The organism is Paraphotobacterium marinum (assembly GCF_002216855.1).
Taxonomy (GTDB): Bacteria; Pseudomonadota; Gammaproteobacteria; order Enterobacterales; family Vibrionaceae; genus Paraphotobacterium; species Paraphotobacterium marinum.
In genome coordinates this window covers 317,436-334,962 of the sequence record NZ_CP022355.1, presented here as the reverse complement: position 1 = coordinate 334,962, position 17,527 = coordinate 317,436, and the positions used below count along the sequence as shown (strand labels likewise).

Here is a 17,527-nt window from a genome sequence, read left to right as displayed (position 1 = left end):
AAAATTAAAAAAACATTTTTTTTATTATTTTTTTTAATTTATTTAATGTTAGCTATGCTGTTGACATAATAGATGATAAGGACCTATTACAAGAGATCACTTCAGCAGCAAGCAACAAAAATTATATATTGGATTATGTATATTACTCTCCAGTTCATGGAATTATCCCTCTACGATATGAACATTTAACTAAAAATAACAAAGAAGTTGATTCACTTAGTTTTCTCTCTACTGATACCTCAATCCGAAAGATCATTAATCATGACAATGAACAGGAATACTTCTTCTGGGATGCTAAGCATAACTATAAAACAAATTACAAACCTTTCAGACTTTTTATACCCCCATTCAACAAAGGAAGCTATAAAACTCTACTAGAAAATTACAATATTGAATTTATTAGGACTGGTATAGAAGCGAATAGAAAATGTTCAGTGTACAAAATATCATCCAAATACAACAATACCTACTCATATTTAATTTGGGTTGATTCAAAAAGCAGACTCATACTGAGAGCAAATTTAATTAACAGTAGAAATTTGTTACTCGAAGAATTTAGAGTTCTATCCTCGACTATATTACCGCCAAGCGACAATGACAACGAGAACGATAAAAAATTATTAGTTAATGAAGTTAATAGTGAAAAGTATAATAGTGAGTCGTTTGACTGGCACTCAAATTGGATACCTCAAGGTTTCCAAAAATTTAACTCTACAGAATATAAATTAAAGTTAAATGGTAAGAAAGTACAAGTAAAGATGTACACTGATCACTTGTTTTATTTCTCAATTTATTTTACACATGGTGAATCGACTCAAAATGTTGAAAATCGAGTTGTGAAATTAGGCCCCCAAATTATGGAGTCTAAAAATTTAAATGGTAATTTAGTAACGGTTATCGGTTCTCTTCCGCTCAAAACGATTAATAAAATCCTAAAGAATGTATCTAGCGAAAGCACAAATTAGTTTACTCTCATTTAATCTTTGAATAGCTACTTTTAGTTAAATAAGGTAAAATTAAATTATTGTCTTTATCCAACTTTATTTTATATGAAAAACATTAGAAACTTTTCCATAATTGCACACATAGATCACGGGAAATCAACCTTATCCGATCGACTTATCCAAGACTGTGGCGGCCTTTCTGATAGAGAAATGCAGTCACAAGTTCTAGATTCTATGGATTTAGAAAAAGAAAGAGGTATAACCATAAAAGCCCAAAGTGTGACTCTTAACTATAAAGCAAAAAATGGTGAAAACTATCAATTGAACTTCATTGATACTCCAGGTCATGTCGATTTTTCTTATGAAGTGTCCAGATCACTTGCTGCATGTGAAGGTGCACTATTAGTTGTTGATGCTGGGCAGGGCGTCGAAGCTCAGACACTTGCAAATTGTTATACCGCAATAGATATGGATTTAGAAGTTGTTCCAATTTTAAATAAAATTGATCTACCGGCAGCTGATCCTGAGCGTGTCGCAGAAGAAATTGAGGATATAATTGGTATAGATGCTTTAGATGCAGTTCAGTGTTCGGCTAAAACTGGAAAAGGTATTGATCTTGTTTTAGAAAAAATTGTTAATACAATACCTGCCCCGGATGGAGATATGAGTGCACCCCTCCAGGCATTGATAATTGATTCATGGTTTGATAATTATCTTGGAGTTGTTTCTTTGGTAAGGATAAAAAATGGTGTTTTAAAGAAAAATGATAAAATAAAAGTTATGTCTACTAACCAAGTTTGGAATATTGATCGCCTAGGAATCTTTACTCCTAAACAAATAGATACTGACTGTTTAAATACAGGCGAAGTTGGGTGGGTTGTTTGTGGAATCAAAGATATTTTAGGAGCACCTGTCGGTGATACCCTAACACACTCTAAGGGTGGAGCTGAATCTCCTTTACCAGGTTTCCAAAAAGTCAAACCTCAGGTGTATGCTGGGTTGTTTCCTATTTCTTCTGATGATTATGAAAATTTTAGAGATGCTCTTGGAAAGTTAAGTTTGAATGATGCTTCTTTATTTTATGAACCCGAAAACTCAGCAGCTCTTGGTTTCGGCTTTCGTTGTGGTTTCCTGGGAATGCTTCATATGGAGATCATTCAAGAAAGGTTAGAAAGAGAGTATAACTTATCGCTAATAACAACAGCACCGACAGTCGTTTATGAAGTAACAACTACGAATAATAATATATTATATGTCGATAGTCCCGCCAAATTACCTGCAGTTAATGATATTGATTTTATTGGTGAGCCAATTGCAAGATGTAATATTTTAGTGCCATCAGAATATTTAGGAAATGTTATAACTTTATGCGTAGAGAAGAGAGGAATGCAAGTTGATATGGTTTATCATGGAAATCAAGTGGCCTTGACTTATGATATTCCTTTGTCCGAAGTGGTGTTAGACTTTTTTGATCGGCTTAAATCAACCTCTAGAGGCTATGCTTCCCTAGATTATAACTTTAATCGATATGAAACTTCAGATATGGTAAGGGTAGATATTCTTCTAAATGGAGATAGAGTAGATGCTCTTGCAATTATAACTCATAAAGATAATGCTCAATATCGTGGCCGTGAGTTAGTCGAAAAGATGAAAGAGTTTATTCCTCGACAGATGTTTGATATTGCTATTCAAGCTGCTATAGGTAATCATATTATAGCAAGATCTACTGTTAAGCAATTAAGAAAAAATGTAATTGCAAAATGCTACGGTGGTGATGTTAGTAGAAAGAAAAAATTATTACAAAAACAAAAAGAAGGTAAGAAAAGAATGAAGCAAATTGGTAATGTTGAGTTACCTCAAGAAGCTTTTTTAGCTATTTTGCATGTTGGAAAAGACAAGTAAGTAAAAAATGGATGATATTATTTTAAAAAAGTTACAAAGTGATATAGGTTATCATTTTAACGAAGTAGGTCTTCTAAAGTTGGCCCTAACTCATCGCAGCATGGGATCTCAGCATAATGAGAGGCTCGAGTTTCTAGGTGATTCTATTTTAAGTTACTCAGTTTCAAATAAACTTTATAAAAATTTTTCACAATTAGATGAAGGTGATATGAGTAGAGTAAGAGCATCTTTGGTAAATGGGAAAAATTTAGCAAAATTAGGTAAAAATTTCGAAATCGGTAATAATTTAATAATGGGGCCTGGAGAGCTAAAAAGTGGTGGATATAAAAGGGAGTCAATATTAGCTGATGCCGTAGAGGCCATCATTGGTGCTATTTATCTTGATAGTGACATTTTGACGGTTAATGATGTTATTTTGAATTGGTTAAAACACGACTTTGAGAAAATTGATCAAAATAATGTTATGAAGGATCCAAAAACACAGTTACAAGAACTTTTGCAATCAAAAAAAATGAAGTTGCCCAACTACGAGGTTGTTGAAATTATTGGTAAAGCACATAATCAAAAATTTAAAGTTAGATGTCTTGTTAAAGATTTATCTCTTGACGTTTTTGCAACAGGTACAAGTAGAAGAAAAGCTGAACAAGCATCAGCATTAAAAATTTTAGAGATATTACAATATGACATTAAAAACTAAATGTGGATTTGTTGCTATCGTAGGGAGACCAAATGTAGGTAAGTCGAGTTTGTTGAATAAACTAGTTGGTCAAAAACTGTCGATAACTTCCCGAAAGCCCCAAACAACAAGACATAGGATTATAGGTATTGATACGGAAAACTCTTGTCAAACAATTTATATTGATACTCCAGGGCTTCATGTAGAAGAAAAAAGAGCTATTAATCGACTTATGAATAAATCGGCACAAAGTTCCTTATCTTCGACTGATATTATTCTTTTTGTTCTTGATGGTACCATTTGGAACAAAGATGATGACTTAGTTATGAAATATGTTGCGGAAAGCTCTGCAATTAAGGTTTTGGTGATTAATAAAGTTGATTTAATTAAGGATAAGGAAGTTATTTTTCCTTTTATAAAAAAAATAACATCCAAATATAAATTTGATCAAGTTATTCCTATGTCTGCGAAAGATAATAACCATATCAAAGATTTAAAGTCTAACATTCAATCACTTTTGCCTTTAGGTGACTTCCATTACTCTGAAGATCATATAACCGATAGGTCTCAAAGATTTTTAGCGTCTGAAATAATTCGAGAAAAATTAATGAGATTTACTGGTGATGAACTACCTTATTCTGTTACTGTTGAGATTGAGCGTTTTGATTATGTTAAAGACAATGACTCTTTTCATATAAATGGTTTAATATTAGTAGAAAGAAAAGGGCAGAAGAAAATGATAATAGGTAAATCAGGTGAAAAAATTAAAGTGATAGGGCGAGAATCAAGAATAGATATGGAGTTATTATTTGATAGGAAAGTTTTTCTTGAATTATGGGTTAAAGTTAAGTCTGGATGGGCTGATGACGAGAGAGCTCTAAGAAGTCTAGGTTATATTGATGATTTATGAACCAACTTGAAAAAGCCTTTGTTTTACATGTTGTTAAATATAGGGAAAGTAGTTTTTTTGTGGATTTTTTGACTGAGAATCATGGAAAAATAAGAATTTTAGTCAGAAATAAACATAATAAACACTCAAGCCGACAAGCCATATTACAACCATTTACTCCTCTTTTAATTAATTGGACGCAATCTAAAGAAGTATACTATTTGAATAAAATAGAACCAATAGGTATTGGAATCCCATTTTATGAAAAGAAAATATTTTTATCATTATATGTAAATGAGATTGTTAATAAACTTGTGAAACCACAAAGTCCTTGCCAGGAAATTTTTCATTTATATTTAGGTACTTTATTAAATTTGGCTAAAAGAACAGATACAGAAAGAATTTTGAGATATTTTGAATTTGAATTGTTTGACTTGCTTGGGTATAGTTTTAATTTTTTAAATTGTTTACATCAAAAAAATGGAAATAAAAATTTATATTTTTTTTATGATGAGTCAAAAGGTATGCAAAGAACCAATTCATTCTCCCCTTTAGTTTTTTCTTTAGAGGAAATAGCCATTCTTCACAAACAAGATTTTAATTGTAAACTAAATTTAAGAGTTGCTAAGAAATTTGTTCGAATTTTTTTAAAAAATGAATTAAAAAGTCCTATTGTTAGTAGGAGTTATTTTATAATGAAAGGAAGTTAAATGTTGAATAATACTTTATTAGGTATAAATATCGATCATATTGCTACACTACGAAACGCTAGGGGTACTAAATATCCTGATCCAGTTCATGCAGCTGAAATTGCTGAAAGAGCAGGAGCTGATAGTATTACGGTACATCTTAGAGAAGATAGAAGACATATTAGAGATAGAGATGTCTTTTTATTAAAAGAGACCGTCCAAACTAGACTTAATTTAGAAATGGCTTTAACTAATGAGATGATTGGTATTGCAGAAAAAATACAACCTCACAACATTTGTATTGTTCCTGAAAAAAGGGAAGAACTAACAACTGAAGGTGGTTTTGATTTAATCTCTTGTTCAAGAGAAAAGCTTAACTTAACAAGGTTAGAAGATATAGGGGCCGAAGTTTCTTTTTTTATTGATCCTGATCATGAGCAAATTGAAAGAGCTTTGGAGTTAGGAATCAAAACTATAGAAATTCACACTGGTGGATATGCTGAAGCTCATAAAAATGATGTAGATCATATTCTTGAAAAGTTGTTAGTTGTATCTAAATTTGCGAAAAAGGAAGGGCTAATAGTTAATGCAGGCCATGGTTTAAATTATCATAATGTATTACCTTTAATATCATCTTTTAGATATAATGAGTTAAATATTGGTCATGCAATTATAGCGAGATCGGTTTTTGATGGTTTATATACTGCAGTGAATACTATGAAAAATATTATTTTAAAGGCTTGAATTATGGCAAACATAATAGGAATTGGTATAGATATCTGTGAGATTCTGAGAATTAAAAGATTATACGAAAAGTATAATCATTCTTTCTTAAAAAAATATTAACGGAAAAAGAAATCCAAGATTTTTATGAAAGAAATGAATCTCTGTCATTTCTTGCAGGAAGATTTGCAGCTAAAGAGTCTATAGTAAAAGCTTTGGGTACAGGCTTTACAGGTGGTATTTCTTTTCAAGATTTTACCGTATTCAATGATAAATATGGTGCTCCCAAATTAGATATTATGAATAATGCTCTTGAAATCAAAGAAGCTAAAAATATAAATCAAATACATTTGTCAATTAGTCATGAAAAAAACTATGCAGTTGCATCAGTTATACTAGAGAAATAATGATTTATTATCAAATAATGATATTTATTTCATCAATTAACTCAAATAATTCAGGTTCAACATCTTTAATTGCTTTCCCTTTTTTTAAATTATTTTCAATAGTAAAACATAGTTTTGATATTTTTTGAGCCCCACAATAGACTGAACTTCCATGAAGTTTATGAATTAATGTCTTCATATTATCATTATCATCAACTTTAATTAAATTGGTGATTTTTTCTTCAACATCATTTAGTTCAATTTTAAACATTTTTATCATATCATTTGCAAGAACTTTATTGTTTGCGCAGCTTTTAAGCGCTAATTGAAAATTGATTCCTGATTGTATTTGAGTGGGATTAATATCTAATAAATCTTGTTGAGTCCATTTAACTAATATATTGTAAAGCACATGCTCATCAATTGGCTTAGGTAAATAATCTGACATTCCTTTTTGTAGATATTTTTGTTTTTCTTCTAGAAATGCATGTGCTGTTACGGCAATTATTGGAGTAAGCTTGTTAAAACTAGTGTTTTTTATGAGCTGAGATGTTTCTATACCATCCATTTCTGGCATTTGAATATCCATAAAAATGATATCAAATTGTTTAGTTTGGCATTTTTGTAAGGCACCTTTACCATTATTTACAATTTCAGTACTTAGACAATATTCATTCAGTAGGGCTTGAATTAATTTTAAATTAGCTTCATTATCATCTACTGCTAAAACAGATATTCCTAATTTTGGTTTTCTATTTATGCTATGATTTTCAAGTTCTTTTTTGTATGTTTCTGAAGGCTTTCTATAAAATAACTCTGCTCTTAATTTATTTATATCTATTGGAGCTGAGTATATTTTTCCAACCTTCATTTTTATTAATATTTCTTTTAACACGCTTTGATTTGAAGGAAGAGCTATCGTTAAATTTGAGCTCAAACTATAAATGCCTTCTATAAAGTTTTGTGTAATATTTGAGTCTTTAGATAAATCAACTGGTGAAAATACAGCGACTATGTATTCATATTTATCAGCTTCTACCCTAAAGTCAATATCATATACTCCATTATTATTAAAAAGCTGTATCAATGATCTTTTAGCTGTTTTATTTTTACATAGAATTAATGCTTTTTTATGAGTATTTTCCATTTTAACAACTGATTGTTTGTAATTGTGATTTTGTAATTTCAAATTAAATAAAATATTTGTTCCTTCATTTAATTTACTATCTATGAAAATATCTCCTTTCATGTGATTAATCAGTTTTTTTGTAATAACAAGCCCTAAACCAGTTCCCCCGTATTGTCTGGAAATACTTGTATCTGCCTGAGAAAAAGCTCTAAAAAGGTGCTTTTTTTGTTGAGAGGATATACCTATTCCTGAGTCGTTTATTTGAAATTCAATTTCAACTTCTGAAGATTTAAGACTTTTTAATTCAACGATAATCTCAATGAAACCAGATTGAGTGAATTTTATAGCATTACCGACTATGTTTGTGAGAATTTGTTGTATTCTAAGAGTATCACCGCTAAGCTTTTTGGGAATGGCAGAAGAAATAAATAAAGAAAGATCTATGTTTTTTTCATGAGCTGATGGAGATAATAATTGAATAACCTCATAAACGGTGTCATAAAAATCTAAAGAAGTATTTTCTAAAATAAGTTTTTTTGCTTCTAACTTCGAAAAGTCCAAGATATCATTTATTATTGTAAGTAAGTTATTCGCAGACTTTTCAATTGTCACAAGATTATCTTTTTGATTAGCAGTTAGTTCAGTTTTTAAAGTTTGTCTTGTAAACCCTATTACTCCATTTAGAGGAGTTCTTAGCTCGTGAGACATATTTGCAAGAAATTCTGATTTAATTCTAGCAGCTTCTTGGGCTTTTCTTTTTGCGATATCGAGCTCTACATTTTGTATTTCATATTGTTCTAATGTAGCTCTTAAATCAGAAGTTGTTTGTTCAATTGTTTTTTCCATATCATTGTGATACTCAGATAAAGAAATAGCCATAGAGTTAATGCCATTTTTGAGCGTATCTAACTCACCTAGAAGCTGCCCCTTTATTCTTATAGATAAATGCCCTTGTTTTATTTTATTAATGATTTTCACCATATGATTTATTGGTGTAGTAACATCTTTCATTAACCTATATGCAAAAACACCAGAAAGTAAAAAGCCAAATATTAGGGCTATGAGAGCTGTTAGAATTTCATAATATTGTTGTAAATGAAGAGATGATAAGTCTATTTCAAGTGAGACATAACCAATTACTTTATGTGCAGTTTTCGCAGAATACCCAAAAATTGGAGAGTGAATGATTAAATTATTTTCATGAAATGTAGAAACATCATTGAAAGGAATATTTTTTATCGACTTTAATTGAAGTGCCTTAAAGTCTTTATGATAATTTGACATTGCAAATATTTGATTGTTTTTATCAAATATAGCTATACTTCTTACAATATCTGAATGTCTTCTATGTGAGTAATTAATAAATTTGAGAACTTTCTCAATGTCTCTGGATTCAAGGCCTTGTGAACAACTTGCTGCTAGAGGGTCTATAATGTTTGTGCCTGTTTCAACAAGTTGATTTTCAAGGTCATTATAACGATTAATTGTAAAAAATATACTCAAAAACAACCCAATTATTAGCGTAGGTGCTAAGGTAAGTGTAAAGACTCTGGCTTTTAGTCCATTTTTTGTCATATTTATTTCTGCAAATTAATTTTATTTTTTAAAGTTAACTTATTTTATATTTTAAATAAATATTTATTATTTAAAATTTAAAAAAAAATTTAGTACAATACTTATTATATATTTCTGACGATAGGAATGTTTATTATGGTTTCAATTCGGGAAACGCATAAAAACGACAAAGTATGTTTTGATAGGTGGTTAGATTCATTGCGGTTTGATGCAAATGTTGCGTTAAAAATAAAATCTGCTAAAGAATTTTTAAATAATAATTTAGAAATATACAATGATGATTATCATGAGGGTAGAGAAATCGTCGAAATACTTTTAAGCCTTAATATGGATAGAGATACCTTGATTGCAGGATTACTTTATCCATACCTTTCAGAAGAAAACTTGCAAAGTACTGTGTTCAAGGAAAATTTTAACGAGACTGTCTTGAATTTAATTCTTGGTGTCAGACAAATGGCAGCAATTCAAGATGTAAACACTTTAAATGAAAAGGCTACCTCTAACCAAGTTGATAACCTCAGAAAAATGCTGTTATCTATGGTTGAAGATTTCAGGTGTGTGATTATCAAATTAGCTGAAAGAATTAGTTATTTGAGATTTATCAAATCTGAAAGTAGAGAATCTCAATTAATAGCTGCAAACGAATCAATGAATATATATGCACCTTTAGCCAATCGTCTTGGAATCGGTCAATTAAAATGGGAGCTAGAGGACTATGTCTTTAGATACCAAAACCCAATAATTTATAAAAAAATTGCAAAACAATTATCAGAAAAAAGAATTATTAGAGAAAAATATATTGATAGTTTTGTGCTTACAATCAAGCATGCAATTAAAGAATTAGATATAAAAGCAGAAGTAATGGGAAGGCCTAAGCACATCTATAGTATCTGGAAAAAAATGCAGAAAAAAAGCTTAGACTTTGATGAGCTTTTTGACGTTAGAGCGGTTCGTATAATAGCGAATAAAATTCATGATTGTTATGCAGCCTTGGGCGTAGTCCACACAAAATTTAAACACTTGCCGAGTGAATTTGATGATTACATAGCTAACCCTAAGCCAAATGGTTATCAATCAATTCATACTGTAATTTTGGGCCCAGAAGGTAAAACTATAGAAATTCAAATTCGAACACAAGAAATGCATGAAGATTCTGAACTAGGTGTTGCTGCACACTGGAGATACAAAGAAGGGACATCTACCAACTTAAGTAAATATGATGAGAAAATTAATTGGTTAAGAAAGTTACTATCATGGCAAGATGAAATGGCAGATACTAGTGAGGCATTACAAGATATAAAGAGTCAAGTTTTTGATGACAGGGTTTATGTTTTTACTCCTAGAGGAGATGTTGTTGATTTGCCAATAAAATCTACGCCTCTTGATTTCGCCTATCATATTCATTCAGAAGTAGGACATCGATGTATTGGTGCGAAGGTTGAAGGAAGGATTGTACCATTTACTTATCAACTTCAAATGGGAGAGCAAATTGATATTATAACTAAAAAAGATGCAACTCCATCTAGAGATTGGCTGAACCCCAGCCTAGGATTTGTTACCTCCTCAAGAGCTAGAATGAAAATTCATGCTTGGTTTAGAAAACAAGATAGGGAAAAAAACATTAGTGAAGGTAAAGAATTATTAGAAATTGAATTAAGTAAAAATCAAGTAAATCTTAAACCGATCTTAGAAAAAGTAACTCAGAAGTTTAATGTTTCCTCTTACCAAGAACTGTGCTTGGGTATTGGTAATGGTGATATCAGAATAAACCAAATTTTAAACTTTATCAGTGCAATTCTAAATAAGCTTAGTCCCCAAGAAGCGGATGAGGAGTTAATAAAAAAATTAAGTCCAACAAGTGAAAATAAGGTAAAAAATCTCAATAAAGATGCCGTGATTATTGATGGTGTTGATAATTTAATCAATCATTTGGCGAAGTGTTGTCAGCCTATACCAGGTGATCCTATTAAAGGATTTGTAACTAAAGGTAGGGGTATTTCTATTCATAGAGATGACTGTGAGCAGTTAGAGGAATTAAAACATCATGCACCAGAAAGAATTATAAATACTGTTTGGAGTGAAAATTACAAAGACCATTATAATATGTTCATAAGAGTTATCTCTTCAGATAAAGCTGGTATGGTTAAAGAAATTACTCACAATTTATCAAATGTTAAAATAAAGGTTAATGGAGTTAAGAATAAAATTGATTTTAAAAAAGATTTATCGATAATGGATTTTGAAATTGAAGTTGTTGATTTGGAGTCTTTAAATAAAGTCATTAAAAAGCTCGAACAGATTTCTGGAGTGGATGATGTTTATAGATTAAAATAATCATTTAATACTTTAACTTCATTTGTTTTATTTTATGTTTTCTGTTAAAGTCTTATTCCGTCTTGAATAAACTACTATACTAGGTTGAATAATGAATACTAGATATATTTTTGTTACTGGCGGAGTCGTTTCATCGTTAGGTAAAGGTATTGCAGCTGCCTCACTTGCTGCTATTCTCGAAGCTCGAGGATTAAAAGTTACAATGATGAAACTAGATCCTTATATTAATGTAGATCCAGGTACAATGAGCCCTATTCAACATGGAGAGGTTTTTGTTACAGATGATGGCGCAGAGACAGATTTAGATCTAGGCCATTATGAGAGATTCATCAGAACAAGGATGACAAAAAAAACAACTTCACTGCAGGAAGAGTATATGCAGATGTTCTAAGAAAGGAAAGAAAAGGTGAATATTTGGGTGCTACCATTCAAATAATACCTCACATTACCAATGAGATTAAAAACAAAATTGTAGATGGCTCAAAAGACCATGAGGTTGCTATTGTTGAAATTGGTGGTACTGTCGGAGATATTGAGTCCCTGCCTTTTATGGAAGCCATCAGACAACTTGCCATCGAAGTTGGGCGAGATAATTCTTTATTTGTTCATCTCACATTAGTCCCTTATCTCGGAGCTGCAGGAGAATTAAAAACTAAGCCTACTCAGCATTCTGTTAAGGAGTTATTATCAATTGGAATTCAGCCTGATGTATTGATTTGTCGTTCAGATAGGTCTATCCCAGCCCATGAAAAAGCTAAGATTGCACTATTTTGTAATGTTCCAGAAAAAGCTGTTATTTCTATGCAAGATGTAAACTCAATTTATAAAATCCCCCAGTTATTAAAATCTCAAGGTTTTGATCAATTTGTTTGTGATAGATTTGGGTTTGAGCTTCCAAATGCAGATATGTCTGAATGGGAACAAGTTATATATGAAGAAGCAAACCCGACAGGAGAGGTTAATATTGGGCTTGTTGGAAAATACACCGAACTACCAGACGCATATAAATCAATAAATGAAGCGTTAAAACATGCTGGCTTAAAAAATAGAGTTACCGTTAACATAATTTATATTGACTCAACTGACATAGAAAACAAAGGAACAAAAGCTCTAGAGCAACTTGATGCTATTTTAGTTCCAGGTGGTTTTGGCGAAAGGGGAGTCGAAGGAATGATAAGTACAGTTAAATTTGCAAGAGAAAAAGACATACCATTTCTAGGTATTTGTCTCGGTATGCAAGTCGCTCTGATTGAGTATGCTAGAAATGTAGCTGATATGAAAGGAGCTCATTCAACTGAATTTAATTCTAACTCTGATTATCCTGTTGTTGCTTTAATAACTGAGTGGATTGACTCTGATGGTCAAGTTGAAAAAAGAACGCAATCATCTGATTTAGGTGGTACGATGCGCTTAGGCGCTCAAGTATGTCACTTAGTTGACGGCTCAAAAGCTCTTGACGTTTATGGTAAAAAGACTATTAGAGAAAGACATAGACATAGATTTGAAGTAAACAATAATTTTTTACCTCAATTAGAAAAATCTGGTTTAGTTATTTCAGGGTTTTCTGAAGACAAAACACTAGTTGAAATTATTGAAATACCAAAACATAAATGGTTTATTGCAGCACAATTTCATCCAGAGTTTACATCAACACCAAGAGATGGACATCCTCTATTTGAGGGATTTGTTGATGCTGCAAAAAACTTTTCAAAATTAAAATTAAATTAATTTATATTACAATTAAGAGGAAATGTAATGACTAAAATTGTTAAAGTTCACGCTCGTGAAATCATTGATTCAAGAGGTAATCCAACGGTTGAAGCAGAAGTTCATCTTGAAGGTGGATTTATAGGTTTGGCCGCTGCGCCATCAGGGGCATCAACAGGTTCTCGCGAGGCACTTGAACTTCGTGATGGAGATAAATCAAGATTTTTAGGTAAAGGTGTATTGAAAGCAGTTGAGTCAATTAACGGCCCAATAGCTAAAGCATTAGTTGGACAAAATGCTAGGCAACAGGAAAAGATTGATTCAATAATGATAGAGCTTGATGGAACAGAAAATAAATCGAAGTTTGGTGCCAATGCTATTTTAGCAGTTTCTTTAGCAAATGCGAAAGCTGCAGCTGCTTCAAAAGGTATGCCTCTTTATGAACATATTGCAGAGATCAATGGTTCTAAGGGTAAATTTTCAATGCCTCTACCAATGATGAATATTTTAAATGGTGGTGAGCATGCGGATAATAATGTTGATATTCAAGAGTTTATGATTCAGCCGGTTGGTGCTTCTTCACTTAAAGAAGCTGTTCGAATTGGATCAGAAGTATTTCATAGTCTTGCAAAAGTTCTTAAGTCACGTGGTTTAAGTACATCTGTTGGAGATGAAGGTGGGTTTGCTCCAGATCTTAAATCTAATTCAGAAGCTTTAGATGTAATACAAGAAGCAATAAAGAATGCAGGTTTTGAATTAGGCAAAGATGTTGTGCTTGCAATGGATTGTGCGGCTTCTGAATTTTATAATAAAGAAAAAGGATTATATGAAATGAAAGGTGAAGGCAAAACCTTCACTTCAGAAGAATTCAATCATTATCTAAAAGCATTGGTTGAAAATTATCCAATAATTTCAATTGAAGATGGTCTAGATGAGTCAGATTGGGATGGATTTAAGCATCAAACAGAATTATTAGGCGATAAGATTCAAATAGTTGGTGATGACTTGTTTGTTACAAATACAAAGATCTTTTCTGAAGGTATTGAAAAAGGAATCGCGAATTCAATTTTGATTAAGTTAAACCAAATTGGAACTTTAACTGAAACTTTAGCTTGTATAAAAATGGCGAAAAAAGCAGGTTACACTGCAGTCATTTCTCATAGATCTGGAGAAACAGAAGACGCTACTATTGCTGATTTGGCAGTTGGTACGCAAGCAGGTCAGATTAAAACTGGTTCAATGAGCCGTTCAGATAGGGTTGCAAAGTATAACCAACTAATCAGAATAGAGGAAAACTTGGGCTCTTTAGCTCCATTTAATGGCATTAAAGAGGTTAAAGGTCAATAGTCTCTTTACTCTATACAAAACTCTATTATTAGTAAATAATAGAGTTTTTTTTTTGGAAGAACATGACAATGAACATTTTTAGATATAGTTTAATATTTATATTCTTTTTTTTTCAGTTTACATTGTGGTTTGGAAAAAATGGTGTGATAGATTATATTGAGTATTCAAATAAAGCTACAGAACAAAAAATTGAAAACAATAAACTTTCATTAAGAAATGCCCAAATGTTTAAAAAAATAAATGATTTAGAGAAAGGACATGAATCTATAGAAGAAAAAGCTCGTTTTAATTTAGGGTTTGTAAAAAAGGGTGAGACTTATTTTAATATACAATGATAGCCTTTATTTAAAAGATAAAAAAAATGTCCGATAAGAAGAATGAAATAATACGTGTTAGCGCTGTCATTGTTGCAGCTGGAGTCGGTTCAAGAATGTCGGCTGGAAAACCCAAACAATATATTAAAGTTCAAGATATAAGTATTTTAGAGCATACAATAAATATTTTCATTAAAAGTCAATTAATTGATGAAATTTATGTTGTTATAAGTAGAGAAGATATCTTTTTTGATAAGTTGGGATTAAGAAACATACCAAATGTAAAAGTTGTTTATGGCGGAAAGACTCGCTCTGAATCCGTATTAAATGGTTTACTGGCTATAAAAAACAAAAATAGCTGGGCTTTAATTCATGACGCTGTTAGACCATGTTTGAAGACAGAAGAATTAAACAACTTTATTTATAAAGCAATAAATGATCCCGTTGGAGGTGCTTTAGTCACTCCAGTTATAAATACTCTTAAACATGTTAATGATGAAGGTGTTTATACAACTGTTAATCGAAATTATTATCAAAATGTGCTGACTCCACAGATCTATAAAAAAGACATAATACTAAATGCATTAAAAAGAACTTTAGATTCTAATATTGAGCCTTCAGATGAATCATTTTGTATAGAACATTCGGGTTTAAAAATGTCCTATATTAATGGTAAGTCCAGTAATATAAAAATCACTTACAATGAAGATTTATTATTTTTTGAATTCTATCTTAATCAGTTAAAAGGTAAATAAAATGTATCGAGTTGGCAATGGTTTTGATGTCCATAAATTTATTAAAGGTAAAAAACTAATTATTGGAGGCGTGGCAATAGATTATGAGTTTGGTTTAGAAGCTCACTCTGATGGTGACGTTTTGTTACATGCAATTTGTGATGCCTTACTTGGAGCTGTTTCAGAAAAAGATATAGGGTTTCATTTTCCTGATACTGATAAAAAGTGGGAAAGTGTAAGTAGTTTGGAGTTACTCAAAAATGTATATGAATTAATTAAAACTAAAGGTTTTGTTTTAAATAACATTGACTCTATTATTATAGCGGAAGAGCCTAAAATATCGCCTTATATCGATCACATGAGAAATAAGATAGCCAAAACATTAAATACAAATATAGACTGTGTTAGTGTCAAGGCTACGACTACTGAACGGCTTGGATTTACAGGAAGAAAAGAAGGGATTGCCTCACAAGCAATCGTTATGTTGAGAAAAACTGATGAATAGTGTTACCTATTTACAACATTTGTACGGTTTACCTAAATCGTTTGCAAAAATTAAAATGAAACCCAGTGATTTTAAAGTGTATGAAAACTTAAAATATTCATTCTCAGGTGTCGGCGAACATTATGTATATAAAGTTAGAAAAATTGGAGAAAATACGAAATTTGTAGCGAATGAGTTAGCCAGGTTTGCAAACACGAACCCTAAAAACATAGGCTTTGCTGGCTTAAAAGATCGTCATGCTGTAACTGAGCAATGGTTTAGCATTTATGTTCCTAAAAATAGAGAGTTTTCTCTGGATAAGTTTCAAAAAACTTATACTAATATACAAATTCTTGATAAAAACAAACATAATAAAAAATAAAAAAAGGAGATGTTTCCTATAATACATTTAATATTAAAATTAGAAATATCTCTAATCTAGATGATGTTGTTAAAAAAATAAATTTTGTTAGAGCTGGTGGATTTCCTAATTATTTTGGTCCGCAGCGTTTTGGGATAGACAATGCAAATATCCAAAATGCATTAAAGTTAAACGAAAGAAGAGTATCAAAAAATTTAAAGAGTATTTATCTATCTGCAATAAGATCATATTTTTTTAATGAAATTTTATCTGAAAGAATTCATCGAAATATTCATAGAACAGAATTAGATGGAGATTTTTGTCTTAAAGCTAAAGATTTTGAAGATAATCAATTCATGCTTGATTATGTTCAAGGGACTCAGGATAAATCTTTTTTTCTTACTGGCTCACTTCTTGGAGATAATCGACCAGAAAAAATAAATGATATTGGTTTATTGGAGAATGAGATAATTTCAAAAAATAGAGATCTTTTTAACATTATTAAATGTAATAGGATGCAGTTATCTCAAAGACTATTGATAATAAAGCCCATGAACTTATCTTATTATATTGATCTTGATTCGATATGTATAAAATTTGATTTGCCCAGCGGGGCCTATGCAACATCATTAATGAGAGAATTATTTAAAGAGATTTAAATTTATTTTTATGAGACTAAATAATGAATAATAACTTTCAGGATTATAGAAAACTAATAGAATTTTTAAAAAGTAAAGGTGACTTTAATCAAGAATTATTGGATGCAATGTATAATACACCAAGAATTGATTATGTTGATGAAGCTTTTTCTCATTTAGTGAACTTTAATGATGCTCTTCCTATAGGGTATGGTCAAACAATATCTCAACCTTATATCGTTTTAAGAATGCTTCAATTACTGAATTTAAATGAAAAAAAAATCGTTTTAGAAATAGGTACTGGCTCAGGTTTCCAGACTTCTGTTTTATCTAAGTTAGTATCTCATGTATATTCATTAGAGAGGATAAAAGCGCTACAATTAAATGCGAAAAGAGTTATGCGATTGCACAATATATCTAATGTAACTTGTAAGCATAGCGATGGGTTTTACGGTTGGGAGTCTAAAGCACCATATGATGCTATTATTTTTTCAGCTGCTATATCAGAAAAGCCACTCCATTTGATTAAGCAGTTAAAGTTGAATGGAAAACTAATTGCACCTATTGGAGATAAAAAACAGCAATTAATTATGTATATAAAAAAAAATGGGAGTGTTACTGAAAAAGTTTTCGAAAATGTTAATTTTGTCCCTCTATTAACCGGCCTTTGCTAAAACAGAGCAATATTTATTTAT

The 17,527-nt window shown here is 31.0% G+C and carries 15 protein-coding genes and 2 pseudogenes; 16 read left to right on the top strand and 1 reads right to left on the bottom strand.

The genetic code is table 11. The annotated features are described in order from the left end of the window. The first annotated feature begins 14 nt into the window (after positions 1-14). The 7 genes from CF386_RS01770 to acpS all read left to right on the top strand — a co-directional run bounded on the left by CF386_RS01770 (position 15) and on the right by acpS (position 6,230). Positions 15-965 carry a MucB/RseB C-terminal domain-containing protein gene (locus tag CF386_RS01770; protein WP_318778973.1) on the top strand — a complete coding sequence of 317 codons (951 nt, stop codon included), beginning with the start codon at positions 15-17 and terminating at the stop codon, positions 963-965. Between the two features lie 84 nt (positions 966-1,049). Next, on the top strand, positions 1,050-2,846 hold the full coding sequence (gene lepA, locus CF386_RS01765; RefSeq protein ID WP_089072777.1) for a translation elongation factor 4: 1,797 nt from the start codon (positions 1,050-1,052) through the stop codon (positions 2,844-2,846). 7 nt (positions 2,847-2,853) lie between these two features. Beyond that, positions 2,854-3,543 carry a ribonuclease III gene (gene rnc / locus CF386_RS01760; protein WP_089072776.1) on the top strand — a complete coding sequence of 230 codons (690 nt, stop codon included), beginning with the start codon at positions 2,854-2,856 and terminating at the stop codon, positions 3,541-3,543. Then, positions 3,527-4,432 carry a GTPase Era gene (gene era / locus CF386_RS01755; protein ID WP_089072775.1) on the top strand — a complete coding sequence of 302 codons (906 nt, stop codon included), beginning with the start codon at positions 3,527-3,529 and terminating at the stop codon, positions 4,430-4,432. The genes rnc and era overlap by 17 nt, the downstream gene beginning before the upstream one ends. Then, complete coding sequence (gene recO / locus CF386_RS01750; RefSeq protein ID WP_089072774.1) at positions 4,429-5,121, top strand: DNA repair protein RecO; 693 nt, start codon at positions 4,429-4,431, stop codon at positions 5,119-5,121. The genes era and recO overlap by 4 nt, the downstream gene beginning before the upstream one ends. 3 nt (positions 5,122-5,124) lie before the next feature. Continuing rightward, positions 5,125-5,844, top strand: coding sequence for a pyridoxine 5'-phosphate synthase (locus tag CF386_RS01745; RefSeq protein ID WP_089073741.1), 720 nt, complete (start codon positions 5,125-5,127; stop codon positions 5,842-5,844). A 95-nt stretch (positions 5,845-5,939) separates the two neighbouring features. Continuing rightward, entirely contained in the window at positions 5,940-6,230 is a 291-nt protein-coding gene (acpS, locus tag CF386_RS01740; protein WP_225971720.1) for a holo-ACP synthase, read from the top strand. Between the two features lie 10 nt (positions 6,231-6,240). On the opposite strand, the gene barA is transcribed toward acpS, so the two are convergent. Then, on the bottom strand, positions 6,241-8,913 hold the full coding sequence (barA, locus tag CF386_RS01735) for a two-component sensor histidine kinase BarA (protein WP_089072773.1): 2,673 nt from the start codon (positions 8,911-8,913) through the stop codon (positions 6,241-6,243). A gap of 135 nt (positions 8,914-9,048) precedes the next feature. Here barA and relA point away from each other — a divergent pair, with 135 nt between their 5' ends. The 9 genes and pseudogenes from relA (at position 9,049) to CF386_RS01690 (ending at position 17,506) form a co-directional block, all read left to right on the top strand. Beyond that, entirely contained in the window at positions 9,049-11,247 is a 2,199-nt protein-coding gene (relA, locus tag CF386_RS01730; protein WP_089072772.1) for a GTP diphosphokinase, read from the top strand. Between the two features lie 91 nt (positions 11,248-11,338). Then, positions 11,339-12,975: pseudogene (locus CF386_RS01725) on the top strand (CTP synthase). Positions 12,976-13,002: 27 nt separating this feature from the next. Beyond that, the gene (eno, locus tag CF386_RS01720; RefSeq protein WP_089072771.1) at positions 13,003-14,301 is read left to right on the top strand and encodes a phosphopyruvate hydratase; all 1,299 of its coding nucleotides are present in this window, start codon (positions 13,003-13,005) and stop codon (positions 14,299-14,301) included. Between the two features lie 68 nt (positions 14,302-14,369). Continuing rightward, on the top strand, positions 14,370-14,636 hold the full coding sequence (locus CF386_RS01715) for a septum formation initiator family protein (protein WP_089073740.1): 267 nt from the start codon (positions 14,370-14,372) through the stop codon (positions 14,634-14,636). 26 nt (positions 14,637-14,662) lie between these two features. Next, the gene (gene ispD / locus CF386_RS01710; protein WP_089072770.1) at positions 14,663-15,370 is read left to right on the top strand and encodes a 2-C-methyl-D-erythritol 4-phosphate cytidylyltransferase; all 708 of its coding nucleotides are present in this window, start codon (positions 14,663-14,665) and stop codon (positions 15,368-15,370) included. Position 15,371: 1 nt separating this feature from the next. Further along, positions 15,372-15,854 (top strand): 2-C-methyl-D-erythritol 2,4-cyclodiphosphate synthase, encoded by a 483-nt coding sequence (gene ispF, locus CF386_RS01705; RefSeq protein WP_089072769.1) that lies wholly within the window; start codon positions 15,372-15,374, stop codon positions 15,852-15,854. Next, positions 15,847-16,295, top strand: a pseudogene (truD, locus tag CF386_RS01700) (tRNA pseudouridine(13) synthase TruD); the annotation flags it as partial. The gene ispF and the pseudogene truD (CF386_RS01700), both read left to right, overlap by 8 nt. Continuing rightward, positions 16,293-16,853: a tRNA pseudouridine(13) synthase TruD gene (truD, locus tag CF386_RS12950; protein ID WP_404824950.1), complete on the top strand. Its 561-nt coding sequence runs from the start codon at positions 16,293-16,295 to the stop codon at positions 16,851-16,853. The pseudogene truD (CF386_RS01700) and the gene truD (CF386_RS12950), both read left to right, overlap by 3 nt. Positions 16,854-16,876: 23 nt before the next feature. Next, entirely contained in the window at positions 16,877-17,506 is a 630-nt protein-coding gene (locus tag CF386_RS01690) for a protein-L-isoaspartate(D-aspartate) O-methyltransferase (RefSeq protein ID WP_089072766.1), read from the top strand. The last annotated feature ends 21 nt before the right edge of the window (positions 17,507-17,527 follow it).